This is a genomic window from Actinomyces glycerinitolerans, from assembly GCF_900098745.1.
Lineage (GTDB): Bacteria > Actinomycetota > Actinomycetes > Actinomycetales > Actinomycetaceae > Actinomyces > Actinomyces glycerinitolerans.
In genome coordinates this window covers 105,841-131,319 of the sequence record NZ_FQTT01000014.1, presented here as the reverse complement: position 1 = coordinate 131,319, position 25,479 = coordinate 105,841, and the positions used below count along the sequence as shown (strand labels likewise).

General features: G+C 70.0%; 19 protein-coding genes and 1 pseudogene. 9 read left to right on the top strand and 11 right to left on the bottom strand.

Translation table 11 applies throughout. The features are described from left to right. Positions 1-59: 59 nt before the first annotated feature. Positions 60-2,429, bottom strand: coding sequence for a polyribonucleotide nucleotidyltransferase (locus ACGLYG10_RS13360; RefSeq protein WP_073333027.1), 2,370 nt, complete (start codon positions 2,427-2,429; stop codon positions 60-62). 525 nt (positions 2,430-2,954) lie between these two features. Here ACGLYG10_RS13360 and fucO point away from each other — a divergent pair. After that, complete coding sequence (gene fucO, locus ACGLYG10_RS13355) at positions 2,955-4,106, top strand: lactaldehyde reductase (RefSeq protein WP_073333014.1); 1,152 nt, start codon at positions 2,955-2,957, stop codon at positions 4,104-4,106. Between the two features lie 388 nt (positions 4,107-4,494). Here the strand turns inward: fucO and rpsO are convergent, their stop codons facing one another. Beyond that, entirely contained in the window at positions 4,495-4,764 is a 270-nt protein-coding gene (gene rpsO, locus ACGLYG10_RS13350) for a 30S ribosomal protein S15 (protein WP_073333012.1), read from the bottom strand. A 266-nt stretch (positions 4,765-5,030) separates the two neighbouring features. On the opposite strand from rpsO, the gene ACGLYG10_RS13345 reads away from it, so the two are divergent. Next, a complete protein-coding gene (locus tag ACGLYG10_RS13345) occupies positions 5,031-6,071 on the top strand; it encodes an extracellular catalytic domain type 1 short-chain-length polyhydroxyalkanoate depolymerase (protein ID WP_244542687.1) in 1,041 nt (346 codons plus the stop codon). A 46-nt stretch (positions 6,072-6,117) separates the two neighbouring features. Here the strand turns inward: ACGLYG10_RS13345 and ACGLYG10_RS13340 are convergent, their stop codons facing one another. The 3 genes from ACGLYG10_RS13340 to rbfA all read right to left on the bottom strand — a co-directional run bounded on the left by ACGLYG10_RS13340 (position 6,118) and on the right by rbfA (position 8,853). After that, positions 6,118-7,158 (bottom strand): bifunctional riboflavin kinase/FAD synthetase, encoded by a 1,041-nt coding sequence (locus ACGLYG10_RS13340; RefSeq protein WP_073333010.1) that lies wholly within the window; start codon positions 7,156-7,158, stop codon positions 6,118-6,120. A 115-nt stretch (positions 7,159-7,273) separates the two neighbouring features. Continuing rightward, positions 7,274-8,293 carry a tRNA pseudouridine(55) synthase TruB gene (gene truB, locus ACGLYG10_RS13335; protein ID WP_073333008.1) on the bottom strand — a complete coding sequence of 340 codons (1,020 nt, stop codon included), beginning with the start codon at positions 8,291-8,293 and terminating at the stop codon, positions 7,274-7,276. Further along, entirely contained in the window at positions 8,290-8,853 is a 564-nt protein-coding gene (gene rbfA, locus ACGLYG10_RS13330; protein ID WP_083565918.1) for a 30S ribosome-binding factor RbfA, read from the bottom strand. The genes truB and rbfA overlap by 4 nt, the downstream gene beginning before the upstream one ends. 355 nt (positions 8,854-9,208) lie before the next feature. Between rbfA and rarD the strand changes: the two genes are divergently transcribed. Then, entirely contained in the window at positions 9,209-10,192 is a 984-nt protein-coding gene (gene rarD / locus ACGLYG10_RS13325; protein ID WP_073333005.1) for an EamA family transporter RarD, read from the top strand. A 375-nt stretch (positions 10,193-10,567) separates the two neighbouring features. Here the strand turns inward: rarD and infB are convergent, their stop codons facing one another. The 4 genes from infB to rimP form a co-directional block, all read right to left on the bottom strand. Further along, entirely contained in the window at positions 10,568-13,507 is a 2,940-nt protein-coding gene (infB, locus tag ACGLYG10_RS13320) for a translation initiation factor IF-2 (protein WP_073333003.1), read from the bottom strand. Between the two features lie 90 nt (positions 13,508-13,597). Next, positions 13,598-13,915: a YlxR family protein gene (locus tag ACGLYG10_RS13315; RefSeq protein WP_244542686.1), complete on the bottom strand. Its 318-nt coding sequence runs from the start codon at positions 13,913-13,915 to the stop codon at positions 13,598-13,600. Positions 13,916-14,043: 128 nt separating this feature from the next. Further along, positions 14,044-15,090, bottom strand: a complete 1,047-nt coding sequence (nusA, locus tag ACGLYG10_RS13310) for a transcription termination factor NusA (protein WP_073332999.1) — start codon at positions 15,088-15,090, stop codon at positions 14,044-14,046. An 85-nt stretch (positions 15,091-15,175) separates the two neighbouring features. Next, positions 15,176-15,643, bottom strand: a complete 468-nt coding sequence (gene rimP / locus ACGLYG10_RS13305) for a ribosome maturation factor RimP (protein ID WP_073332997.1) — start codon at positions 15,641-15,643, stop codon at positions 15,176-15,178. Positions 15,644-15,751: 108 nt separating this feature from the next. On the opposite strand from rimP, the gene ACGLYG10_RS13300 reads away from it, so the two are divergent. Further along, positions 15,752-16,789 carry a hypothetical protein gene (locus ACGLYG10_RS13300; RefSeq protein ID WP_073332995.1) on the top strand — a complete coding sequence of 346 codons (1,038 nt, stop codon included), beginning with the start codon at positions 15,752-15,754 and terminating at the stop codon, positions 16,787-16,789. On the opposite strand, the gene ACGLYG10_RS13295 is transcribed toward ACGLYG10_RS13300, so the two are convergent. Beyond that, positions 16,777-19,698, bottom strand: a complete 2,922-nt coding sequence (locus tag ACGLYG10_RS13295) for a DEAD/DEAH box helicase family protein (protein WP_073332992.1) — start codon at positions 19,696-19,698, stop codon at positions 16,777-16,779. The two genes, ACGLYG10_RS13300 and ACGLYG10_RS13295, sit on opposite strands and share 13 nt — an antisense overlap. Further along, positions 19,682-21,520, bottom strand: a complete 1,839-nt coding sequence (locus ACGLYG10_RS13290) for a proline--tRNA ligase (RefSeq protein ID WP_073332989.1) — start codon at positions 21,518-21,520, stop codon at positions 19,682-19,684. Before ACGLYG10_RS13290 ends, ACGLYG10_RS13295 begins: the two co-directional genes overlap by 17 nt. Positions 21,521-21,756: 236 nt before the next feature. Here ACGLYG10_RS13290 and ACGLYG10_RS13285 point away from each other — a divergent pair, with 236 nt between their 5' ends. The 5 genes and pseudogenes from ACGLYG10_RS13285 to ACGLYG10_RS13265 all read left to right on the top strand — a co-directional run. Further along, complete coding sequence (locus ACGLYG10_RS13285) at positions 21,757-22,431, top strand: hypothetical protein (RefSeq protein ID WP_073332987.1); 675 nt, start codon at positions 21,757-21,759, stop codon at positions 22,429-22,431. 2 nt (positions 22,432-22,433) lie between these two features. Then, positions 22,434-22,736 (top strand): winged helix-turn-helix domain-containing protein, encoded by a 303-nt coding sequence (locus ACGLYG10_RS13280; protein ID WP_073332984.1) that lies wholly within the window; start codon positions 22,434-22,436, stop codon positions 22,734-22,736. Positions 22,737-22,804: 68 nt separating this feature from the next. Continuing rightward, positions 22,805-23,038 carry a ribbon-helix-helix domain-containing protein gene (locus ACGLYG10_RS13275; protein ID WP_073332982.1) on the top strand — a complete coding sequence of 78 codons (234 nt, stop codon included), beginning with the start codon at positions 22,805-22,807 and terminating at the stop codon, positions 23,036-23,038. After that, complete coding sequence (locus ACGLYG10_RS13270; RefSeq protein ID WP_073332979.1) at positions 23,035-23,454, top strand: TA system VapC family ribonuclease toxin; 420 nt, start codon at positions 23,035-23,037, stop codon at positions 23,452-23,454. Before ACGLYG10_RS13275 ends, ACGLYG10_RS13270 begins: the two co-directional genes overlap by 4 nt. 1,103 nt (positions 23,455-24,557) lie before the next feature. Next, positions 24,558-24,689 (top strand): annotated as a pseudogene (locus tag ACGLYG10_RS13265) (IS5/IS1182 family transposase); the annotation flags it as partial. Positions 24,690-25,479 lie beyond the last annotated feature (790 nt).

Here is a 25,479-nt window from a genome sequence, read left to right as displayed (position 1 = left end):
TTGATCGTCGTGATCGCGCGGAGCCCGGCCCCAGGTTGTCACCGGGTCAACCGGATTGGTCACTCCTCCTCGGAGGCCTCCACGGTGCGCATGCGGCGGCGGCGCGGGCGGCGCTCGCGGCGCTCGCCGTCCTCGTCGGTGCGCTCGCGCCGGCGGCGCGGCCGACGCTCACCGTCGCCCTCACTGCGCTCGGCGCGGCGCGCCTTGGCCTCATCCTCGGCCGCCTGCTGCTCCTCGTTGAGGACGGCGTGCAGGCTGAGCTTGCCGCGCTGGTCGATCTCGGCCAGCTCGACCTCGACCTTGTCGCCCACGCCCAGCACATCCTCGACGTTCTCCACGCGCTTGCCGCCGACCAGACGGCGGATCTGGGAGACGTGCAGCAGGCCGTCCTTGCCGGGGGTCAGCGACACGAAGGCGCCGAAGGTGGTGGTCTTGACCACGGTGCCGACGAAGCGCTCGCCGATCTCCGGCATCTGCGGGTTGGCGATGGCGTTTACGGCGTCGCGGGCGGCCTCGGCGGACGGACCGTCGGAGGCGCCGATGTAGACGGTGCCGTCGTCCTCGACCGTCAGCTCGGCGCCGGTGTCCTCCTGGATCTGGTTGATCATCTTGCCCTTGGGGCCGATGACCTCACCGATCTTGTCCACGGGGATGTGCACGCTCAGCACGCGCGGCGCGGTGGGGGCCATCTCGTCGGGAGAGTCGATCGCCTGGGCGAGGACGTCCAGGATGAACAGGCGGGCGTCGCGGGCCTGGGCGAGCGCACCGGCCAGCACATCGGAGGGCAGACCATCCAGCTTGGTGTCCAGCTGCAGGGCGGTGATGAAGTCGCGGGTACCGGCCACCTTGAAGTCCATGTCACCGAAGGCGTCCTCGCTGCCGAGGATGTCGGTGAGCGTGGCCCACTTGGTCTCGCCGTCGATCTCCTCGTGCATCAGGCCCATGGCGATGCCGGCCACCGGGGCGCGCAGCGGAACGCCGGCGTTGAGCAGCGACAGGGTGGAGGCACACACCGAGCCCATGGAGGTCGAGCCGTTGGAGCCGAGCGCCTCGGAGACCTGACGGATGGCGTAGGGGAACTCGTCGCGACTGGGCAGCACCGGCACCAGGGCGCGCTCGGCCAGGGCGCCGTGGCCGATCTCGCGGCGCTTGGGGGCGCCGACGCGGCCGGTCTCGCCGGTGGAGAAGGGCGGAAAGACGTACTGGTGCATGTAGCGCTTGTGCTTGAGCGGCGACAGGTCGTCGATCTGCTGCTCCATGCGCAGCATGTTCAGGGTGGTCACGCCCATGATCTGGGTCTCGCCGCGCTCGAAGATGGCCGAGCCGTGCACGCGGGGCAGCACCTCGACCTCGGCGGCCAGGGTGCGGATGTCCTTCAGGCCGCGGCCATCCATACGCACGCCCTCGGTGAGGGTGCGGTGGCGCACGAGCTTCTTGGTGACGGAGCGGAAGGCGGCCTTGAGGGCCTTGACGTCCTCCTCGGCCGGGTAGGCCTCGGCCAAGTCGGCGAGCACCGCGTCGCGCACGGAGTCGGTGGCCTCGTCGCGGGCCTGCTTGCCCTCGGTGGCGATGGCGGCGGCCAGGTCGTGGGCCTCGGCGGCCTTCTCGACGGCGTCGTACTGCTCGTCGGTGTAGTCCAGGTACAGGGGGAAGTCGGCGGTGGGCTTGGAGGCGTGCTTGGCGACCTCCATCTGGGCCTCGCACAGCACCTTGATGTGCGGCTTGGCGGCCTCCAGGGCCTCGGCGACGACGGCCTCGGTGGGGGCGGTGGCGCCGGCGGCGATCAGGTCCCAGGCGTTCTCGGTAGCGCCGGCCTCAACCATCATGATGGCGACGTCGCCGTCCTCCAGCACGCGCCCGGCCACCACCATGTTGAAGGTGGCGCGCTCAAGCTCGGAGTAGCGGGGGAAGGCCACCCAGCGCCCGTCGATGAGGGCCAGGCGGGTGCCGGCGACGGGGCCGGAGAAGGGCAGGCCCGCGATCTGGGTGGACATGGAGGCCGCGTTGATGGCCAGGACGTCGTAGGCGTCGTCGGGGTGGATGGACAGCACGGTCTCAACCACCTGCACCTCGTTGCGCAGGCCCTTGACGAAGGAGGGGCGCAGCGGGCGGTCGATCAGACGGCAGGCGAGGATGGCGGAGGTGCCGGCGCGGCCCTCACGGCGGAAGAAGGAGCCGGGGATGCGGCCGGCGGCGTACTGGCGCTCCTCCACGTCCACGGTGAGCGGGAAGAAGTCGAACTGGTCCTTGGGGTGCTTGCCCACGGTGGTGGCCGACAGCACGGTGGTCTCACCGTCCAGGTAGGCCATGGCGCTGCCGGCGGCCTGCTTGGCCAGGCGCCCGGTCTCGAAGCGGACCACGCGCTTGCCGAAGGGGCCGTTGTCAATCACGGCCTCGGCGGCCGTGACCTCGGGGTCATCAAGGAACATATGTTGCGTGTCTCTTTCTGTGTCGATCGTTAGGCCGACCGTGGCCTTCGATCGAGGCCCACGGAGCTGCGCACGCGCTGGTCCGGAGGCCACCACCGAAAACCGACGGGCCGTGCCGTCCGGTTACCGGGTCTGTCCCGGCTACCGGGTCCACTCCTCAGGGCTACCGGCCGGACCGACGACGCCGCTGCGGCGTCGCCCGCTTCCGGCACGCGGGCTCCTCCCGGAAGCAAATCCGGGGGAGCGTATTTGGCGGAGAAGTTCGCGGCGCCCAGAAAACACCCCGAAAATACCCGGCCTCGGCCCTTAGCTTCGGAGACGGACGGCTAGATCCTACCGTTCCGGCCGCTTGGGCGGGGGCGGCGTCGCCGCCTTCCAACGTGAAATAGAACGCGCCCAGCGTTCCCGGGACCTTCGGGCCTTCCACTTGAGGACAACCTCATGAAACCGTTTCAACCGCGGGATGGGGTTATGGCGGACCCACCCGTGCGCACGACGCCAGCCACAACCCAAGGGAGCGTATCCATGACCTACCGCATGATCTTCAACCAGACCGGCTACTTCGGACGCGGCGCCATCGCCAACATCCCCACCGAGATCACCGCCCGTGGACTGAGCAAGGCCTTCATCGTCACCGACCCGGTCCTGGCTGAGAACGGCACCGCCGCGCGCATCACCGACCTGCTCGACGCCGCAGGCATTGCCTGGGAGATCTTCTCCGACGTCGTGCCCAACCCGCCGGTGGAGAAGGTGCAGGCAGGTCTGGCCGCCTTCCGCAACTCGGGCGCCGACATCCTCATCGGCCTGGGCGGCGGCAGCCCGCAGGACACCTGCAAGGCGATCTCGGTGATCGCCACCAACCCCGAGTTCGAGGACGTGCTCAGCCTGGAGGGGGCCTCCCCCACGAAGCACCCGGGCACGCCCATCATCGGGGTGCCCACCACCGCGGGCACCGCCTCGGAGACCACCATCAACTACGTCATCACCGACACCGCGAACCAGCGCAAGTTCGTGTGCGTCGACCCGCACGACATCCCCGTGATCGCCGTGGTGGATCCCGACCTGATGGACGGCATGCCGCGTGGGCTGAAGGTCGCCACCGGCCTGGACGCCCTCACCCACGCCATCGAGGGCTACATCACCCCCGGTGCCTGGGAGCTGTCCGACGCCCTGTGCCTGCGCTCCATCCAAATGATCGCGAAGAACCTGCGTAAGGCGGCCGAGGGCGACGCCGACGCCGTGGAGCAGATGGGGCTGGCCGCCTACATCAACGGCATGGCCTACTCCAACGTGGGCCTGGGCCTGGTGCACGGCATGGCGCACCCACTGGGCGGCCGCTACAACGCTCCGCACGGAGTGGCCAACGGCATCCTGCTCGCCCCGATCATGGCCTACAACGCCGAGTACACCGGCGAGAAGTACCGCGACATCGCCGAGGCCTTCGGCGTGGCCGACGCGCAGACCATGCCGCTGGACCAGGCGCGCCAGGCCGCCGTCGACGCCGTCGCCCAGCTGACCCGCGACCTGGGCAACCCCACGCGCATCAGCGAGGTGGGCGTGGACGAGTCCGGTATCGCCGCGCTGACCGAGGACGCCTTCGCCGACGTGTGTACCCCCGGCAACCCGCGCCCAGCCACCCGTGAGGACATTGAGGCGCTGTACCGCTCACTGCTGTGAGTCGCGCCGGACGCGTCGATACCGCCTGGTGGACGTCGGCGCGCCCCGCCCTCAGGCTCTTCGTGTTCGAGAGGGTGTGGTGGTGCGGGTGGCCCCGTGGGCGACGGTTCGGCACTTCACGTGACGGTTCGGCACTCGGCTCGGACGCTTCGGCACTCGTGGCGACGGTTCGTACCCCGGGGTGCCGAACCGTCGAGAGAAGTACGAACCGTCGTCCTGAAGGTACGGACCGTCAGGTCCCGCCCCGCCGGAGTGGGCACCGTGGGGCTTGGTGCGAGATCAATTCGCCCAGGGTCCGGCAGCGCATGGCCGGACAACCACCACGCGCCGGGCCCCGGTCTCCACTGTGGAGACCGGGGCCCGTTGTGTAGTCCTGGCGCGCTGTCGCTCAGCGGCGGATGCCGAGGCGGGCGATGAGCTTGCGGTAGCGCTCGATGTCCTCGCGCTCGAGGTAGTCCAGCAGGCGGCGACGCTTACCGATCAGCAGGTACAGGCCGCGGCGCGAGTGGTGGTCGTGAGCGTGGGTCTTGAAGTGCTCGGTGAGGTTGGAGATCCGCTCGGACAGGATGGCGACCTGGACCTCCGGGGAGCCGGTGTCGCCCTCGTGGGTGGCGTACTCGGCAATGAGCTCCTGCTTGCGTTCGGGGGAAATCGACACGATGACTCCTGATCTTCTCGTTGCGCGGAGCGCCGGGGCTGGTTCTCCCGGGCATGACACTCCCGCGGCCGATCGACGGCTGGGCAACCATATCAGCCGCGGGCCGCGCCCCTCGCCCACCGGCCGGTGGCATCGGGCACATGCAGCCGGCCCCGCCGCCTATACTGGCGTTACCTGCAGCACCGCAAACATCGTTGTTTCCCTGAGGAGTCCCCTTGCTATCCCCTGCGCAGCAGTCATTGAAACCCTCCGCACGTATTCGGCCTGTGCTCGTATCGCTCATCGCCGCGCTGGTTGTGCTCGCCCCGGTCGCGGTCACCGGATGCGGTGCCGAGCCCACCTCGTCAAGCACCGCCGGCGCCGACAGTTCCGGCACCGGCACCATGGTGTCGCCTTGCAGCCGCACGCTGTCGGGCACGCAGACCGTCGACGTCGTCTTCGAGGACGAGACCTACCCGGTCCGCGTGCACGTGCCCGAGTACGCCGACCCCGATTCCCCTCTCCCCCTGGTCCTTGACCTGCACGGCTCCAACTCCAACGGCGTCTCCCAGGCACAGATCAGCGAACTCGATGCCGTGGCCGACGCCGACGCCGACGGATTCATTGTCGCCGAGCCCACCGCCGCCATCGCCCTGGACACCGACGACCCGCTGCCCGACGGCAACTGGGCCTGGAACGTGCCCGGCGTGCCCACCACCGCCGGCGAGTACCCGGCGGACGACGCCCGCGACGACGTCGCCTTCCTGACCACGGTTGTCGAGTCCCTGTCGGAGCAGGCCTGCGTGGACCCCAACCGCGTCTACGCGACCGGCTACTCCGGGGGCGGCCGCATGGCCAGCGCCCTGGCCTGCGAGCGCCCCGATTTGATCGCCGCCATCGCGCCCGTCGCGGGTCTGCGCGCCGGCAAGGCCACCGCGGACGACTTGACCACGATCGACCCCTCAAGCTGCACCCCGGACCAGCCGGTCTCCGTGCTGACCTTCCACGGCACCGACGACGTGGTCAACCCCTATGACGGCAACGACGATCCTCGCTGGGGCTACGGCGTCGAGACGGCCGTAAGCACCTGGGCGGAGCTGGACGGCTGCACCGCCGAGCCCACCACCGACCAGGTGAGCGACCACGTGTCCCTGACCCGCTACGGCTCCTGCGAGAGCGGCACCGAGGTGGGGCTGTACACGGTGGACGCCGGCGGTCACACCTGGCCCGGCACGAGCGCGGACCTGTCCGCCCTGGGCACGATCACCCAGGAGATCAACGCCTCGCAGTTGATGTGGGAGTTCTTCTCCGCCCACCCGCGGCAGTGATGCCCCGAGCGGAGCGGCATCGCCCAGTGTCGGCGCCCCCCTGCCGTCACAGGGCGGTGACGTCCTCGGGGCGGATGGGCTCGGGCACGGGCACGTCCAGCACCGCGGCGGTGTCGATCACGTCCTGCCGCATCTGCGCCAGCAGCGGCTCCAGGCCGTCGAAGGCGAGCATGGGGCGCAGCCGCTCCACCAGTTCGATCACCACGACCTCCCCGTACAGGTTCAAGTCCGCGCGCCCCAGCACATGCGCCTCCACGGTGCGGTCGGGCACGTCGTCGAAGGTCGGGTTGGTGCCGATGGAGATGGCGGCGGGCAGGCGCTCCTCCCCCGCGGCGCCGGCCACCCCCGCCTGGGGGGAGCGCACCAGCCAGCCCGCGTAAACGCCGTCGGGCGGGACCACGCCGGCGGTGGCGGCGTCCAGGTTCGCGGTGGGGAAGCCGAGTTCGCGGCCGCGGCGGTGCCCGTGGATGACCGTGCCGCGCAGCCGGTGGACGTGGCCGAGGACCTCGGCGGCGCCGCGCATGTCGCCGGCCTCCAGCAGTTCACGCACCCAGGTGGAGGACCAGCGCCGGCCGGTGGGGGCGACGACGTCAGAGACGATCTCCACCTCCACGCCGTCGGCGCGACCGATCCGGCGCAGGGTGGCGGCGTCGCCGCTGTTGTCGCGACCGAAACGCACATCGTCACCGACCACGATCGCCCGCGCTCCGAGCAGGCCCTCGAGCCAGTCGCGCACGAACTCCTCCGGCCCCTGGTCGGCGAAGTCGAGGGTGTAGTGGACCACGAGCACCGCATCCAAGCCGGTGGCCGCCAGGGACTCCAGGCGGTCGGCGAGCGAGGTGATCAGTGGAAGCCGTGTGGCGGGGCGGTGTACCGCCACCGGATGCGGGTCGAAGGTCAACGCGATGGTGCACGGCCGACGCCCGTCGGGGGTGGCCGCATGGTGGGCGCGCTCCACGACGCGGGCGAGGATCGCCTGGTGGCCGCGATGCACGCCGTCGAACACGCCTACGGTGACGATGCTGCCGGGGCCGGAGGGATCCCTCAGGGCTGCCGGCACCTGCTCGGCTCCATACCAGATCTCCACGGTGCGCCGCCTCAGTCCACGTCGCCGAGGTGCCGCGGGATGTGGGCGATCGTGGTCTGGTTCAAAGGTGTCTCCTGGGTTGAGGGTGTCCGGGTGCGGCGCGGAGGCGGCCGCATCAGTTCGGCAGCACGAGCACGGGACGGGCGTGTTCGCCCTTGTGTGCCAACAGTGCCACGAGCCCGCCCGCCGGGTCGAACCCGGCGGCCACGCCCGGCGCGGCGGCCTTGGAAACAACCCGATGCCCCGGGGGCTGTGCCCGGTCGAGCACCGCGGCGGGCAGGGGCTGACCATGGCGCAGGGCGCGCGCCTCGGCCTCGTCCAGGGCGACGGCGGGGAAGCAGCGGCGGGCCACGGCGGCCAGGGGCAGCACGGGCAGGGTCTGCCCGGCGGCGACGACGGCGGACAGGGAGGCGATGGTCGCCGCCTCGGCGACTGTGAAGGGCCCCACCTCGGTGCGGCGCAGCGCGGTCAGGTGCGCCCCACAGCCCAAGGCGGTGCCGAGGTCACGCGCCAGGGCGCGCACATAGGTCCCCGAGGAGCAGTGCACCTCCAGGTCGACGTCGACCACGGCGGTGCCGTCAGCGGCGGTCGTCGACCGTGGGGCTCCGCTGCGGGTGAGGGCGTGGATGGTGACCGGACGGGCCGGCAGGTCGACGTCCTCCCCGCCGCGCACGCGCGCATAGGAGCGCACCCCGTCGATCTTGATGGCCGATACCGCGGAGGGCACCTGCATGATTTCGCCGGTCAGGGAGGCCAGGGCGGTGTCGATCCGGGCGGTCAGGTCGGGGCCCGGCGGGCAGCCGGCGGCGGAGGTGAGCTCGCCGTCGGCGTCCTCGGTGAGGGTGGTCTGCCCCAGGCGGGCCGTGGCCCGGTAGGTCTTGTCGGCGCCGACCAGGTAGGTCAGGAACCGGGTGGCCCGACCGATGCCGAGCAGCAGCACCCCGGTGGCGGCAGGATCCAGGGTGCCGGCGTGGCCGACCTTGCGGGTGGCGGCCAGGCGGCGGGTCATGGCGACCACGTCGTGGCTGGTGATGCCGGCGGGCTTGTCCACCACCAGCAGCCCATCCGGGGAGGTGACGGAGCCGCGGGGGACGTCGATGCGCCGTCCGGTGGGTCGGCCTGCGGGGTTGCTCACGCCCCGGTCCCCTCCTCATCGGCGTCGGCTTCGGCCGGTTCGTAGTCATCGTGGTCGATGGCCTCGTAGTCGTCCTGGTCCGCGTCACCTGCCGCCTGCGCCGGGTCGTCATTGTCTGCGGCGTAGTCGTCCCCCTCGTCTTCGTCGTCGTGGCGGTAGGGGTCGGCGTCGCCGGCGTAGGTGGCGCCCGCGTAGGTGCGGGCAATCTGTTCGTCGCGGGCGCGTGCCTGGGCGAGGGCGTCCTCGAAGGCCTGCGCCTGCGTGGGCAGCGTGTCAAGCTGGAAGGCAATCGACGGGGTCAGCCGAATGCCGAGCGCCCGACCGACCTCGGAACGGATCAGGCCGGTGGCCGAGCGCAGGGCGGCGGCCGTCTCCTCTCGCTCCTCGTCGGTGCCGTAGACGGTGTAGAAGATGGTCGCCTGCTGCAGGTCACCGGTGACGCGCACGTCGGTGATGGTGACGAAGCCGATCCTGGGGTCCTTGATCCTGCCCTGCAGGAGGCGGGCGACGGTCTGTTGAATACGGTCAGCGACCTTGCGGACGCGGGCGGCGTCGGCCATGAGGGCTCCTTAAGGATCGACTACTGGTGGTTCGGGTCACGGCTGCAAGTACTGTGCTGACGGCGCCCGCACCGTGTACCGGAAACCGGCGGACGGATCATTTTGCACCACCGCCAGCGCGATCGCCAGAGCTCCGGGCCGCGTCTCATACACGAGTTCGTCTCACATACACGAGTCTTGGAGGTTTGCAGGCGCCGGGCACGTGCAAACCTCCAAAACTCGTGGTCATGACGCAAACACGTGTTCATGGCGCCGGGCGCGCTAACGTTCCTGCCGACATCCCGACTCCTGCGGGCGCCATGCCGCGCGAATCAGGCTCGTGCGCACTGCCTCCCGCCGAATAGGAAAGCCACACGTGACCGACTCCGCCTCCCCCGCCCCCGAGTCTCATACCGCCGTCGCAACGCCGGCACCGGCGCGAACCGCCGCCGGCACCGGGGACACCTCCGGCGTGGCGATGGTGCTCGGCTGCTACCTGCTGTGGGGCCTGTTCCCCCTGTACTTCCGCCTGCTGCAGGACGCCGGCAGCGTTGAGATCATCGGGCATCGCCTGGTGTGGACGCTGGCCACCTGCCTGGGACTGACCGCGCTGCGCCGCTCCTGGCCTGCCCTGCGCACGGCGGTCGCGACGCCGCGAATCCTGGGCACGCTCGCGGCCAGCGGACTGCTGGTGTCGGTGAACTGGCTGGTGTACGTCTACGCGGTCAACTCCGGCCGCACCGCGGATGCGGCCCTGGGGTACTTCATCAACCCGCTGGTAACGGTGGTGCTCGCGGCGATCTTCCTGGGTGAGCGGCTGCGCCGGGCCCAAGGTGTCGCCGTCGGCATTGCGGTGGTGGCGATCACCGTGCTGGTGGTGGCGCAGGGATCACTGCCGTGGATCTCGCTGTCGCTGGCGCTGTCCTTCGGCCTGTATGGGCTGGTGAAGAAGCGCGTCGGCGGGAGGGTGGACGCGCTCACCGGACTCACGGTGGAGAGCGGCTGCATGACACCGGTGGCGCTGGCCTACTTCGCCTGGCTTTACGCCGGCGGGCACGGCGCACTACAGGGGACGACGGCGTCTGCGGGCCTGGCCGCGGGACTGGTGCTGGCGGGCCCGGTGACGGCGGCGCCGCTGCTGCTGTTCGCCGCGGGCACGCGCCGGGTGCCGCTGTCCATCGTGGGGCTCAGCCAGTACATCACCCCGGTCATGCAGTTCCTGCTCGCCTGGGCTGTGTTCCACGAGGAGATCTCGCCGGCACGCTGGGTCTCGACGGCGCTGGTGTGGGTCGCGGTGGTCGTGTTCGTCACCGACCTGCTGTGGCAGCTGGCGCACCGGCCGCGCCCTGGCAAGCATTAACGCTTCACGGAGGCCCGATTGCCCCCGGCTCTCAGCCGAGCAGGTTGAAGACTCCACCACCATCCTTGCCGTGCTTGTCATCGGTGGCCGGATGACGCGGCCGGGCCGAACCGCCCGGCGGCAGTAGCCCGACACTTGACCGCCGCCCCGCGACACGCTGCTCTGAAGCACCACACCCACACGAATTACCCAGACACGCCGGCCCGGAACACCACGCTCACGCCAATGCCCCAGTCATAAGCCCGGGTGTCCGGGAGCCAAATGACGCCGGTGCCACCACTCCCGAAGGAGTCGGCGGCACCGGCGTCATTTCTACCGGTCGCGGCGCGTTACAAGTGCCGGTCTCGGTGTGTTAGCCGACGGCGGTCCCGACGGTCAGTCGCGGGGCTTCTCGCGCATCTCCCAGGTCTCGATGACGTCGCCCTCGGCGATGTCACGGAAGCTGAGGTTGATACCGCATTCGTAGCCCTCGCGGACCTCGGTGACGTCGTCCTTCTCGCGGCGCAGCGTCTCCACCGTGAGGTCCCCGTTCACCACGACGCCGTCGCGCACCAGGCGGGCCTTGGCGCCGCGCTTGATGACACCGGAGCGGACGATCGAACCGGCGATCGAACCGAACTTCGAGGAGTGGAAGACCTGGCGGATCTCCGCCGTGCCCAACTCGACCTCCTCGTAGACCGGCTTGAGCATGCCCTTCAGGGCCGCTTCGACGTCCTCGATGGCGTTGTAGATGACCGTGTAGAACTTCATGTCGACGCCCTCGCGGTCGGCCAGCTCGGCCACACGCACGGCGGGGCGCACGTTGAAGCCGATGATGACGGCGGAGTCCACCGTGGCCAGGTTGACGTCGTTCTGAGTGACGGCGCCGACGCCGCGGTGGATGACCCGCAGGGCCACCTCGTCGCCGACGTCGATCTTGAGCAGCGAGTCCTCCAGCGCCTCGACCGCACCCGAGCTGTCGCCCTTGAGGATGAGGTTGAGGGTATCGACCTTGCCCTCCTTGAGGACGTCGGTGAGGTTCTCCAGGGAGACGCGCTTGCGGCGCTTGGCCAACTCCGCGGCGCGCCCGGCGGCCTCACGTCGGTCGGCGATCTGCCGGGCCGTGCGGTCGTCGGGAGCGACGATGAAGGAGTCGCCCGCGCTGGGCACGTTGGTAAGCCCCAGCACCTGGGCGGGCCGGGCCGGGCCGGCCTCCTCCAACGGGTTGCCGTACTCGTCGAACATGGCGCGCACGCGCCCATAGGCGCTGCCGGCGACGATCGGGTCGCCGACGTGCAGGGTGCCGCGCTGGACCAGCACGGTGGCGACGGCACCGCGGCCCCGGTCCAGCTTCGCCTCCACGGTGACGCCGCGGGCGTCCGTGTTCGGGTTGGCGCGCAGGTCAAGAGCGGCGTCGGCGGTCAGCAGGACCGCCTCCAGCAGGCCGTCGATGTTGGTGCGCTGCTTGGCGGAGATGTCGACGAACATGGTGTCGCCGCCGTACTCCTCGGGCACCAGACCGTACTCGGTGAGCTGGCCGCGGATCTTCTCCGGGTTGGCGCCCTCCTTGTCGATCTTGTTGACGGCCACGACGATCGGCACACCGGCCGCCTGGGCGTGGTTGAGGGCCTCCACCGTCTGCGGCATGACGCCGTCGTCGGCGGCGACCACCAGGATGGCGATGTCCGTCACCTCGGCACCGCGGGCACGCATGGCCGTGAAGGCCTCGTGACCGGGGGTGTCGATGAAGGTGATAGGCCGGGTCTCATCACCCAGGTGCACCCGCACCTGGTAGGCGCCGATGGACTGGGTGATGCCGCCGGCCTCGCCGGCGACCACGTCGGTGGAGCGGATGGCGTCCAGCAGCTTGGTCTTACCGTGGTCGACGTGGCCCATGACCGTGACCACCGGCGGGCGCGGCAGCAGTTCGGCGTCGTCCTCGCCGGCCTCCTCGGCCTCCAGGTCAATGTCGAAGGACTCCAGCAGCTCGCGGTCCTCGTCCTCGGGCGAGACGATCTGGACGTCGTAGCCCAGTTCGGCCCCCAGCAGGGCGAAGGTGTCCTCGTCCAGCGACTGGGTGGCCGTGGCCATCTCCCCGAGGTGGAACAGGACGGTCACCAGCGCCGCCGGGTTGGCGTTGATCTTCTCCGCCAGGTCGGTCAGCGTGGCGCCCTGGCGCACACGCACCGGGGTGGAGCCGTCGCCGCGGGGGACGACGACGCCGCCGATCGTCGGCGCACTCTGCTGCTCGAATTCCTGGCGCTTGGCCCGACGCGACTTACGGCCCCGCGGGGCACCACCACCGCGCCCGAAGGCGCCCTGGGTGGAGCCACGACCGCCACGGCCGCCACGGGGGCCGCCGAAGCCGCCACGGGGACCGCCGCCGCCGGAACCTCCGCGACCGCCGGAGCCGGGACGACCACCACGGCCGCCCTGACCGCCGCGGGACGGCGCACCGGGACGCCCCACCGAGGAGCGGCCCGGCATCATGCCCGGGTTGGGGCGCGGACCACCGGAACGCGGGCCCGGACGCGGGCCACCCTGACCCGAGCGCGCGCCCTGCGGACGCGGACCACCCGAACCGCCGGGGCGCGGGCCGCCACTACCGCCGGGACGCGGTCCCGGACGTGGACCGCCCTGACCGGGGCGTCCACCCTGCGGACGCGGACCACCCGAGCCGCCGGGGCGGGGCATGCCCTGGGAGGTTGCGTACGGGTTGTTGCCGGGACGCGGGCCGCCGGAACGGCCGCCCTTGCCGCGGCCACGGGAGCCGCCGGGACGGGGCATGCCCTGGGAGGTGGCGTACGGGTTGTTGCCCGGACGCGGGCCGCCCGGGCGGGGGCCGGGCGTGGGTGCGCTCGGGCGGGGGCCCGGAGTCGGCGCGGCCAGGTGGGCAGTCCCCTCGGCGCCCGGGGTCGACGTCGGGTGCGCCGGCCGGGGCCCAGGAGCCGGATGCGCGGGCTTGGGCGCCGCGGGCTTGGGCGCGGAGGAGGTCTGCTTCGGTGTCGGTGCGGCCGAGGTCGCAGCCGGTTTGGGCGCGTCGGGGGCCGGCTTCGGGGCGGCCCCCGACGGCTTCGGGCCGGTCGGCTTGGGCGCCGCCGGCTTGGGCGCCGACCCAGCCCCCTTGGGGGCGGTCGGCTTGGGGGTCTTGGACTCGCCGCTCTGCGCGGCGAAATGCTCGCGGACCCGGCGCGCAACGGGGGGCTCAACGGTGGAGGACGCCGCCTTGACGAACTCTCCCTGATCCTTGAGCCAGGCCAGAATCACCTTGGAGGTGATCTTCTTGCCAGTGGGGTCGAGCTCCTTCGCGAGCTCATGAACGCGTGGTTTTGCCACTTTTCTCCTGTCCGGTTCCCCACCCCGAACAGGGTGGGTGCTAGTAGAGGCAGCTCATCGCCGGGTACTCATCGGGTGCCCATCAGCTTCCTACCCGCCTTTGCTATCGGTCGTGCCGACCCCGGTCGGGGACGGCGTGTACGCGCGGCCGTGATCCGCCCCGTGAAGGCCGATCCAGTCGCGCACGGGGGCCACATCGGGTGACCCGCTCATGCGCAGGGCACGCGCAAAGGCGCGCCTGCGCTCAGCGAGATTGACGCATTCCGGGTCCGGGTGGATCCAGGCGCCGCGTCCGGGCTGGATTGCCCGGGCGTCGACGGCCAGCTCGCCACTGTCCGTCAGGGTCAGGCGCAGCAACTGCGCCCTGGGGGCCTTGCCGCGGCAGCCGATACAGGTGCGTTCGGGCACGTGGGGGGTTTTGACCACCGGCTGGCCGCGTCCTTCCGCTCGCTGTCGACTGCCCGCCGCGGAGCGCCGAGCCGGGGCCCGACGCTTGCCCGTAGGCAGGCCGAAAGCAAGTGTAACCGGGTTGGGCGTCAGTCCTCAGCGCCGGGCGCTGAGGGACCAGTCACGTCGTCGGCACGGGAGTCGTGGCCGGGAGTCACCTCACCGGACTCGGTGTCGGCGTGAATGTCGATCTTCCATCCCGTCAGCCGGGCCGCCAGGCGAGCGTTCTGCCCCTCCTTGCCGATCGCCAGCGACAGCTGGAAGTCGGGGACGATGGCGCGGGCGGAGCGCTCCTCGGCGTCGAGCACGGTGACGGAGGAGACGCGCGCGGGCGACAGGGCGTTGGCGACGAAGCGGGCCGGGTCCTCGGAGTAGTCGACGATGTCGATCTTCTCCCCGCCCAGCTCGGCCATGACCGCGCGCACTCGCTGCCCCATCGGGCCGATACAGGCGCCCTTGGCGTTCACGCCGCGCACCCGCGCGCTGACCGCGACCTTGGTGCGGTGCCCGGCCTCGCGGGCGACCGAGACGATCTGCACGTCACCGGAGGCGATCTCCGGGACCTCGCGCTCGAACAGTCCCCGCACCATGCCCGGGTGGGTGCGCGAGAGGATGATCTGGGCTCCCTTGGGCCCACGGGACACCTCGGTGACGTAGGCGCGGATGCGGTCGCCGTGCCGGTAGCGCTCACCGGGCACCTGCTCGTGCGGCGGCATGATGCCCTCGTGCTCGTCGTCCAGGCGCACGTAGACCAGGCGCGGGTCGCGGCCCTGCTCGACGGTTCCGGAGATGAGCTCGCCGGCCTTGTCCTTGAAGGCGCCCAGGACCTCGAAGTCGCGCCGGTCCTGGATGCGCTGCACGATCACCGAGCGGGCGGTGGCCTGGGCGATGCGGCCGAAGTCGTCGGGGGTGTCGTCGAAGTACTCGCCGGTGGGCTCGTCGTTCTCGTCGACCTCCGGGGCGAGTACGGTCATGTGCCCGGTCTTGCGGTCGATCTCCACGTGGGCGCCGCGGATGGCGCCGGGGACCTTGCTGTATGCGCCCAGGATGGCGTCCTCAATGGCGGGCAGCAGATTGTCCAGGTCGATGCCCAGCTCGTCGGCTGCGCCGCGCAGCTCCGGCATGTTGATGTCCATGATTCCTAATTCCTTTGTCTCGTCTGGGTGCGGTCGGCGTCGCCGGCTGGGTCCGGGCGGGGCGCCGGGGCGGGGCTGGGGCCGCTTACATGCTCACGACCATACGGGCGGTGGCGATGTCCGCGAGCGCGATGGTGCGGGGCGAGTCGTCGACGGTGAGGGTGACGGTGTCGGCGTCGGCGGCGGTGACCTCGCCCTCCAGGGCCTGTTCCTCGGCGGTGGTGACTACCGCGCGGTGGCCGACGGCGCGGCGGAAGTGGCGGGGTGTGTGCAGTTCCCGCTCGGCGCCGGGGGTCGACACCTCCAACGTGTACTGGCCTGCGACCGGGTCGGCGGCGTCGACGGCGTCGGAGATCGCGCGGGTGGCCTCGCCGAGGGTGTCCAGGTCGAGGTCGCCGGGTCCGTCGGGAAGGTCGACGACCACGCGCAGCGTGGTGTACTTGCCGGCCCGCGCCAGGCGCACGTCCTCCAGGAAGAGCCCGGTCTGCTCGACGACGGGGGCGAGTAGCTGATGCAGGCTTTGCTCCTGGCTCCGGGCGGACGCGTCGGTCATATGGAGGTTCCTCCCGTAATGGGCCCGGTGGGGGCGGATTGTGTCTGAGTTCTTCAAGTCGGATCGGTTGATCGCCACCATGCTACCCGCCCATGCGAGGATGACCACGTGACACCGACGCCCGCCACCGATTCCGCCGCGCCCTCCCCAGAGCCTGCCGCATGCCGTGCCGCCTACGCCGGCGGTTCACACCGGCCCGGATCGGCTCCGGTGGGTGCGCTCCCCCGCCGGGTGCTGCTGCGCCGGGCGGGAGCGCTGGCGGCGGCGGTGGCCGCGACCGCCGCCTGTGGGGTGCGCCTGGGTGAGGGTTCGCCCGCCTCGCTGCCGACGGTGCCCGCTCAGGAGGCGATGCGGGACGCGCTGGCCCGACAGACGACGCTGATCGGCTCAACGGCGGACGTGGTCGCCCGCTCGGGCGGGCAGCAGTCCGCCCAGGCGGATGCGATCGCCGTGGCGGCTCGGACCCAGTTGGAGGCCCTGGGCGGGGTGTGGGACCCGTGGGCGACGCCGGTGCCCACCACCTATGAGACGGTCTCCCCTGCGCCGTCGGCCGCCGCGGATGCCGACGTCGACGACCTGGTCTCCGCCCTGACCGACGGGTTGGGGCAGGCGCGTGCGGCGGCGGCCGCCTGCGAGGATGCCGCGACGGCACGGCTGTACGCCGCCCTGGCGGTGGCGTGGTCGCTTCAGGCGCGCACGCTCAATGCGGATGCGGTGGAGGTGAGCGGCCGTGACGCCTCGGCCCTGGCCGAGGCGCTGCCCGGCGTGCTGCTGGCCGCCTACGACGCGACCCGCTATGCGCTGGAGGAGGTGGCCGCGCGTTCGAGTGACGAGGCCCGCACCCGTGCCGAGGCGGACGTGGTCTACACCAAGGCGGTCATCAGCGCGTCGCTGGCGCTGGGCGGGGAGGACACGCGGCTGGCGGCCTACGCCGCCCCGACGCAGGCGGCGGACTCCGCCACCTCCCTGGACGTCACTTGGGCGCGGCAGGCGTGGCTGCGGGTGGAGGAGACGGAACTGGCGCAGGTCGCCCCGGCGGGCGGCGAGGCCACCGAGGCGGCGATCGACGCGGCCCTGTATGCGGCGGAGCGTGCCCGCGCGTGGGGCGCCGCCGCGGACGACCCGCTGCCCGGCTACTCCGCCTGAGGGGGCGGAGCATCGATCCAGGCGCGTTCACGCACGGCATGCACCAGTTCGCCGGCGCCCAGTGGTCCCCGCGCCGCGACCAGGGCGTGCAGGTCCCCCTCTTCACGCACCAGGCGCAGGCGACAAGGACCGGTCTGCAAACTCCAGGACTCGACGAAGGCCGTGACCACCCGTCGGGATCGCCCCAGGGTGCGCGGTACCGCCAGGTACAGGCGGTCGCGTCCGCGTACCCGGTCCAGGGCGTCCAGGCCGCGGGCGAGCAGTCGTCGCAGCCTCCCGGGCGGGGTGGTCACGCGCAGGGTCCAGCGGGGCACCTCGAGCACGAACCGTGGACGGTGCTTCGGTGCGGATACCAGTTCGACGAGGGTGTCCGCTGCCAGTCTGCGGTCGGCGGCGGCCCCGCCGGTGAAGGCGATGCGCGACGCGCCGGCCTCCGTCAGGCTGAGGGCCCCGATACCGGCATCGGCGTCAATGCGATCGGCGGCGATGAGTCCGGCCAGGACGCTACACGCTGCGCCGTACCACAGCTCGGCGGGATCGCCGCGCCGTAGCAACCCGTCCTCGGCGGTCAGTACCACCGTCTGCGCCTCCTCGCCCAGGCTCTCGAGTGCCGAAACGCGCTCCTCTGCGACGGTGGCGGACGGCGGGGTGCTCCAGGCACGTCGCTCCCACTCGCGGGGGCCGAGCACCGTCGCGGCATTGAGGGCACCGACAATGTCGGCATCTGCGCCGCCCGCGACGGCGCCGAGCAGGCGGCGCTGGTGCGGTTCCAGGGCGGCGTCCAGCCCGGTGCGAATGGCGGCGGTACCGGCCTCGGGATCGGGGACGGCACTCCACAGGTATTCGTGGCGTCGCCGGAGCCGGTCCAGGTCGCCTCCGGGGCCCGCTCCCGCCCGGCGGGGCAGCAGGCAGGTGACGGACCAGTTGTGGGCGGTCTTGTCGGGCCAGGCGGAGTCGAGCCGCAGCGTGCGCCCGCGCAGCTGCTGAACGGAAGTGGCGGTGGTCACGGTGGTCAAGTCGATCAGGGTGTTGACGGCCGGGCAGTCCCACCCCTCCCCCAACAGGCCGCGGGTGCCGACGACGAGCTGCACGGCTCCCCGGTCCATCAGCGTGCTCACGGCGCGCACGAGTCGAGCGGTGCCAGCACCCACGCCCTGCACGCGCAGAGTCCAGCCGTCGTCGATTGCGGGCAGTTCCAATCCGGTGTCGGCACGCAAACGGTCGAGCAGCTCGTGGTCGGCCGAGGCGAGTTGCAAGTGTCGGCCGGTCAGAAGCACGGGGTGCAGTTCACGCACCAGGGCGTCGGCCAGGATCGTCATGTAACAGCGCAATGCACCGCCGCGTGAGGCCCGTTCCTCCGAGCCGGTGGGCGGTCCGAGGACGTCCAGAGCGCGGTGGGCGGCCGAGCGCTCGGCCGCATCGGTGACCACCACGGCGCGCAGCCTGTCCCCAAGGCAAGCGTGTTCGGCGTGCAGGATGTCCACGACGGCTACATCCTTCGCCCTGGATGCCGCGCATATCGCGTCCTGTGGCGAGCGGCCGGGACGCAGTCCGGAGTCGGTGAGCCGGTAGCCGTAGCCGGCCAACAGCTCCTTGACATCCTGCCACTGACGGCGGCGCCCCGGGACGGGCAGCAGCCGGGTCAACGCGTACCGGCCGAGCAGTTCCAGGTTCTCGACCACGTCCAGCACGCGGGTGGCCGGCAGGAGAGGCACCAGCGCCGTCGTCTGCTCGGTGGGGACATATTCGCCCAGGCGGTCGCGCAGCAGTGCTCCGGCCGCGATGGCGGCCTGCGGATCGGCGTCAAAGCCGGCTACCAGGCGGACGGTGAGGGCGTCGTCGTCGGTGGCCGTCGGCTCGGGCAGATCATCCACGGGAGGCGCCACGGTGTGCACCAGGAAGTCCACACCGTCCGGGGCCAGCAGGAGCTCATCGAGGCGATGGTCCAACTCGGCACCGGCGTCGGCCAGGAATGCCCGTTCCTGTTGATCCGGGAGGGTGAAGCGCACCAGGCTGCGGCTCGGTGCGAGACAGCCGGCACGAACTACGGCGGGAACCGGGATCTCGTAGTCGACCTCGCCCAGCAGCGCTTGGTACCGGCTGCGGGAACGATCCTCCACAGACGGGAGCGTGGCGGTGAGCCCGATAAGGGTGGGACGGGCGCCGACCGAGTCGAGACGGGCCAGCAGGTAATGGATGACGGCCGCCCAGTGGGCGCGCAGATGGTGACATTCATCGACGACGACGGTGGCCACGCCCGCCTTCACCAGCGCGTCGATCCGAGCCCGGGCCGTCGGATGCAGCAGGGAGGCCAGGTGATCGGCGTCCAGCGAGGCCAGCGAGGCGCGAACGGCGGAGGCTCGACGGGAGATGCCGGAGCGGTAGGCCGCAGGGTTCTTCGCGGCCAGGTCCTCCAGCCACGCCTCGGCGCCGCCCGGAGCCTGTCCGGAGTCAGCGAGTTCCTCGAGCCAGCGCTCTCGAGCGGCCGCCCGCCAGGGCGCGGCGGTGTCGACCACGGCCAGGGACTGGTAGGTCAGTACCGTCAGGTCTGCGGGGACCGTGGAGCCGTAGTCGTCTAGGGATGCATCTTCGCCGTCGCTCACATGGTCGCGCACGCGTGGCGGGCGGCCGTCGACGTCGCGTAAGTGCCCCCTGGCCTGCTCACACCACTGCTGACGGATCAGGGTGGTGGGGGTCAGTACGAGAGCCCGCCGCCCGTTGGCGCGCGCGAGGGCCAGGCCAATCAGTGTCTTGCCGGATCCCGGTGGCGCCACCAGGTGCAGACGCGCGCCGTCGACGGGATCCACGGCGCGCAGCATGTCCACCTGATAGCCGCGCAAGTTCGCCGTCAGAGTCCAATCGGACAGCGGGCGCGGCGGGCGGATCGCCCCGCTATGGGCGGGCGGCATCGTCCCCGGCCAGCGCCGCCTGCACCAGTTCGCGCACGCGGTCGGCGGCCTGCGCCACCGGCACGGAAACCCGCTCGCCGCTGCGGCGGTCGCGGATCTCCACGGTGCCGTTCTTGGCCAGGTCGCGCCCGACCACCACGATGAAGGGCATGCCGAGCAGCTCGGCGTCCTTGAACTTCACGCCGGCGCTGACCCTGCGGCGGTCGTCGTACAGGACCTCCACCCCGGCCCCGTCCAGCGCGGCGGCGAGGGATGCGGCGGCCTCGAAGACGGCGTCGTCCTTGCCGGTGGCCAGGACCTGCACCTGGTAGGGGGCAACCTGGATGGGCCAGGCCAGGCCCTGCTCGTCGTGGTTGGACTCGGCCAGGGCCGCCAGGGCGCGGGTGACGCCGATGCCGTAGGAGCCCATGGTGACGATGCGGGACTTGCCGTTCTCATCCAGCACGGTCAGGTCCAGGGCGCGCGCGTACTTGCGTCCCAGGGCGAAGATGTGCCCGAGCTCGATGCCGCGGGCCAGGTGCAGGGGGCCGGAGCCGTCGGGGGCGGGGTCGCCCTCACGCACCTCGGCGGCCTCGATGGTGCCGTCGGCGGTGAAGTCGCGGCCGGCCACCAGGTCGAGCACGTGCCGCTGGGGGGCGTTGGCACCGGTGACCCAGGCGGTGCCGGGCACCACCCGCGGGTCCAGCAGGTAGCGCACCGAGCCGGTGAGCACCTCATTGCCCTCCGCGTCCCGCTCCACGCGGCGCTTCGGCGAATTGGGGCCGATGACGGCGGGGCCGATGTAGCCGCGCACCAGCTCGGGGTGGGCGGCGAAGTCGGAGTCGGTGGCCATCTCCACCTCGGCGGGGGCGACGGCGGCCTCCAGGCGCCGCATGTCGACGTCGCGGTCCCCGGGAATACCGACGACCAGCAGCTCCCGCTCACCGCCGGGATGAGTCAGGGCTACGACGACGTTCTTGAGCGTGTCCGCGGCGGTCCAGGCGCGCCCGTCGGCGCGTGGGTGTTCAGCATTGACGAAGTCGACCAGGGTTTCGATGGTGGGGGTGTCGGGCGTATCCACCTCATGGGCGGGACCGACCCCGGAGGCGTCCACGTCCGCGGGCACCGGCGTGGTAACCGCCTCCGCGTTGGCCGCGTAGCCGCCGTCGGTACGCACGAAGGTGTCCTCACCGATGGGCGAGGGATGCAGAAACTCCTCGGAGTGGGAGCCGCCCATGGCACCGCTCATGGCGTTGACGATCACGTACTCCAGGCCCAGCCGCTTGAAGATCCGCTGGTAGACGGCGCGGTGCGCCTGGTAGGAGGCCTCCAGGCCGGCGTCGTCGATGTCGAAGGAGTAGGAGTCCTTCATGACGAACTCGCGGCCGCGGATGACGCCGGCGCGCGGGCGGGCCTCGTCACGGTACTTCGTCTGGATCTGGTAGATGGACACCGGCAGGTCCTTGTACGAGGAGTACAGGTCCTTGACCAGGAGGGTGAACATCTCCTCGTGCGTGGGTGCCAGCAGGTAGTCCGCGTCCTTGCGGTCGGTCAGCTTGAACAGGGTGGGCCCGTAGTCGTCCCAGCGGCCGGTGGCCTTGTAGGGCTCCGCGGGCAGCAGTGCCGGGAAGAGCACCTCCTGGGAGATGGTGTCCATCTCCTCGCGGACGATCGCCTCGATCTTGCGCAGGGTGCGCAGGCCGAGCGGCAACCAGGTGTAGACGCCCGGGGCGGTACGGCGGATGTAGCCGGCGCGCACCAGCAGCTTGTGGCTGTCTACCTCCGCGTCGGCGGGGTCCTCGCGCAGGGTTCGGATGAAGGCCTTGGACATGGTCTGAAGCACGGGGCCGATCTTACGTGCTGACGGCGCGGGGCCAAGTCGAAGACCCGCCGCCACGGGAGTCAACCGGCCGAGGCCAAGTGCGGCCACGGCCCGCGTCGAGGCGGAGCCGCACCCGACGAGCGCCGCAACCGATGAAAACAGACCGAGCACCATGGGTTTGCGTCACAAACTAGTTCGTGTACACTTAAAGCAGCGGTTTGCGTGGCCAACCACTTTGTTCTACTTAAGGAGCAGTCATGGACCCGACACCGGTTTCCCCCAACAACGCAGACGGCGGACTCGAGCCCGCCGCCGCACTCGCCACCATCAGCGAGCAGCAAACCGCCTACCTACGGCACATGGAGGTCCACTCCGCCCCGCTCTACCTCGCCTGGGGCCTGGCCTGGCTGATCGGGTACGGCGTCTGCGGTCTCAGCGTGGGCGGCGATTATGAACTCCCCCGCAATTCCTGGCTAGCCTTCATGGGCTGCCTGGCGGCCGCCGCCGTCTTCACCTGCGTATACATCGCCCGACGCTCACGCGGACTGCGCGGCCGCACCTCCTGGATCGGCATGCTGTACGGACTGGCCTGGGCGGGCGGCATGATCCTGGCCTTCACCACCACCGCCAGGCTGGGAGCATTCCTCAACGAACTGGGGACCGCCCAGGCGGCGAATGTGGGCTCAATCGTCGCCAACGCCCTGCCGTGCCTGGTGGTCGGGGTACTGTTCCTCGCCGGAGCCGCCATCTGGGAGGAGACCACGATGGCCGTCACCGGCGGCTGGATACTGGTAGTCACCACAGCGGCCACCGTCGTCGGCGGACACGCGCTGTGGGCCATCATGGCCCTGGCCGGCGGAGGTGGCCTCCTGGCGGCAGGGATCCTGACGGCGCTCCTCGGCCGCCGTCAGAGCGCAGCCGTGCGGGACTGACGATGCCCACCAGCGAACCGCTCGACCCGGTCATTCACGCCCAGTCCCGCCTGCGGATCATGGCCACCCTGGCCGCGGTCCCCCAGGGAGACGCCCTGGTCTTCCCCCGTCTGCGCCAGCTGCTGGGCATGACGGCGGGCAACCTGTCCACCCACCTGTCACGGCTGGAGGAGGCGGGGTACGTGGAGCAGAACAAGACCTTCTCCGGGCGCATGCCCGCCACGTATGTCTCGCTCACGCCTCGAGGCCGCGCGGCCTTCGCCGAATACACCCAGCAGCTACGCGCCTTGCTGGATGCCGAGTGACGGCGACGCCCGCTGTGAGTGCACCAGACACCTGGTGCACTCATAACACATCACTGTATGATGCAGTCATGCGCACTACCGTCGATCTGCCACCCGCCGTACACAGCCAGATCAAACGGCTCGCCGAGGAAAGGAAGACTTCCATATCCTCGCTGGTGGCGGATCTGACGCGTCGCGGTTTAGAACAACTCGAGCCCGAGATGCCCCTAGAGATCGATCCCGAGACCAATCTTCCGGTCATGCATGTTGGACATCGGGTCACCGCGGCAGATGTTGATGCCTTTCTGGCGGATTCCGAATGACTACGTATCTCTTGGACGCCAATGTCCTCATAGCTTTGCTGGTTCCGGAGCACGAACACCACGATCCGGCTCGCGCCTGGCTGGTGTCCTGCCCGGATGAGGCGGCGTTCGTGCTCAGCCCCATCACCGAGGGGGCCTATTGCCGGTACATGGTCCGCTGCGGTTACTCCATAAAGACATCACAAGCCGCCTTGAACCATCTCCATTTGCTGGAACAATGGGCCTTTTGGCCGGACGACGCATCGTATGCGGACATCGACATGAATGACGTTCATGGGCACAAACAAGTCACGGACACATACCTGGCTGAGTTGGCCCACTCCCATGGCGGGCTACTGGTCACCTGCGATCACTCCTTGGCACAGCGCCGTCAGAGCACAACCATGCTCATTCCCGGAGTCATTCCCGGCGCCTAAGCCGCTCGACGCCTCACCGGGCCCCGATTATCGGTTCTTCAGGTTTGGGGTGTGGTGGTTGTCTCGGGCTGCGGCAGGAGTGCTGCCGATGTCCTGGGATATGGCATGGGGTGGGGTGGGTGGCGTGGGGTGTCTGGTGCGCCGGCTGGGCGTTAACAACGCTACTTAACGCTCTGCTGTATACCCCAGGGGCCTTCAGCAGACGGTTAACTGGCGTTGTTAACCCCGAAGTGGCGTAGCAGACGGCGAAGCGGCGCAGTAGACCGGGAAGTGTCGCAGCAGACGGCCCCGCTCCCGGGCGCCGGAGCTATCGGCAGCCAAGTGCAGCCAGGCCTGGCATGACGAGCCGGCGCCGTGGAGGTTTAACCCGCGTCCTCGAGCACTCCGCCTGGCCGCGGCGAGGGCGTCCCTACCGGGCCGAGGACGTCCTCGCCAGCCCGAACACGACCCCGCCGGCCACATGTCCTCGTCAGCCTCAGAACGTCCGCGCAGACCCCACGCCGACCTCGTGCGCCCGGGCACGACCACCCGCGGGCCCGAACCACCACACCCACAAACCGCAGCGCCCATGAACATTCGATGGTGCTCCCAGCTGTCACAGATTGCACCACTTTGCTGGGACATGCCGGAACCTTGGTCGACAGAACCGCATGATTTCAACGATGTGCGCTAGGTGGCTCGTGTCCGGGCAGGTAAAGTGGTGCAATCAGTGACAGCTGGGCGGCGGTCACCGTGGTGAACCGGCAGGCCCACCGGTTTCCTCACCCGGAGACACGCCGGCCGCCACATCCACAAGCACGACGAGCCGGTCCGGATGGCCTGGCGGGGTTGTTCAAGGACACGCCCCGGCCCTCGAGGACGCCTCCCGGGAGAGCGTCCTAGGCGGCCCGACGACGTCCCCGCCGACCCGAGCACGCCCCCATCACCCCAACCACCACCCCACACCACAGCCCCGGCCGGACCCCACACCCGCAAACCGGAAGCACCCGATTATCGGTGTGAACGTGTTGCTTTAGGTCGTGTTGTGCAAGTCGGCGTGGTGTGCGGGATAGGGTGAGGCCTTTGGGGTATCACGGGTGGCGTGAGAACAGAAGGACCGCAACGCCGTAGAGCGCTGCTTCGGTCAACTCAAGCAGAACCGGGCCATGGCCACCAGGTACGACAAACTCGCCGTCCGCTACCGAGCCACCACCCACATCGCCAGCATCGATCACTGGCTCAAACGACCTATATAACACGACCTCGACGTCTTCCCGCATCCACTCACCGATTCCATACCCACAGTTGACAGTTGCATGCTATACTCTATGTGCGGGGTATTTCTCGCCACTTCAACGTCGAAGGAGATCATCATGCGCCCCCCATCAAGATTGCCGCATTGATTGCCGTATTCTGCCTGGCACTGCTCGCGCCGCCGAGCCAAGCCGCGACAACCGCCGATGAACAAGCACCGCGGGACTGGTTGACCTCATACGGGGTTCCATCCGAACTGCAGCAGTACGCGATCGACAAGGTCAAGAACGACGAGACGCTTGACGCCGACAAGGAGGGAAGCGCTCCCATCATTACAGAGGACAGAACATCGGGCACATCTATCATTCACGTCAAGATCTATGCCGACGGCTCCTTCACTGCCGACCAGGAGTATACGGCATCTAGCCAAGCTACGGGTCACGGATCACTAATTTCTGGGGCGCAGGCGGTGATGCGACCTATGGCGGTGGCTCCTTCCGCGCTCAGCGAGTCGCCTCGAACAGAATTCTCGTCCTCGGAGACTTCGCTAGTTACGGCGGTTCGGGAACCCACACCAGGGGAATGTACGTCACACCGTACGGTTCACATCTCACAACGTCGTCCTACTACTGAGCACTGACGGAATCAGGACAAAGGAGGGTGTCGAGGAGCCATGACGACTTGGGTTGACTACTGGACTCTAATCCAGGATCTAGTTGTTTTCATCGGTATCATTGTTGGAACCTGCACGCTCGTAAACATCGCTCGGTCACTAGGTGAAATAGTGCGCAT

Coding starts and splice junctions, on each gene's coding strand:
- ACGLYG10_RS13360 (WP_073333027.1), bottom strand. CDS start 2,429: ATGTTCCTTGATGACCCCGAGGTCACGGCCGCCGAGGCCGTGATTGAC.
- fucO (WP_073333014.1), top strand. CDS start 2,955: ATGACCTACCGCATGATCTTCAACCAGACCGGCTACTTCGGACGCGGC.
- rbfA (WP_083565918.1), bottom strand. CDS start 8,853: ATGGCCGACGCCGCCCGCGTCCGCAAGGTCGCTGACCGTATTCAACAG.
- nusA (WP_073332999.1), bottom strand. CDS start 15,090: ATGGACATCAACATGCCGGAGCTGCGCGGCGCAGCCGACGAGCTGGGC.
- rimP (WP_073332997.1), bottom strand. CDS start 15,643: ATGACCGACGCGTCCGCCCGGAGCCAGGAGCAAAGCCTGCATCAGCTA.
- ACGLYG10_RS13295 (WP_073332992.1), bottom strand. CDS start 19,698: ATGCCGCCCGCCCATAGCGGGGCGATCCGCCCGCCGCGCCCGCTGTCC.
- ACGLYG10_RS13285 (WP_073332987.1), top strand. CDS start 21,757: ATGGACCCGACACCGGTTTCCCCCAACAACGCAGACGGCGGACTCGAG.
- ACGLYG10_RS13280 (WP_073332984.1), top strand. CDS start 22,434: ATGCCCACCAGCGAACCGCTCGACCCGGTCATTCACGCCCAGTCCCGC.
- ACGLYG10_RS13275 (WP_073332982.1), top strand. CDS start 22,805: ATGCGCACTACCGTCGATCTGCCACCCGCCGTACACAGCCAGATCAAA.
- ACGLYG10_RS13270 (WP_073332979.1), top strand. CDS start 23,035: ATGACTACGTATCTCTTGGACGCCAATGTCCTCATAGCTTTGCTGGTT.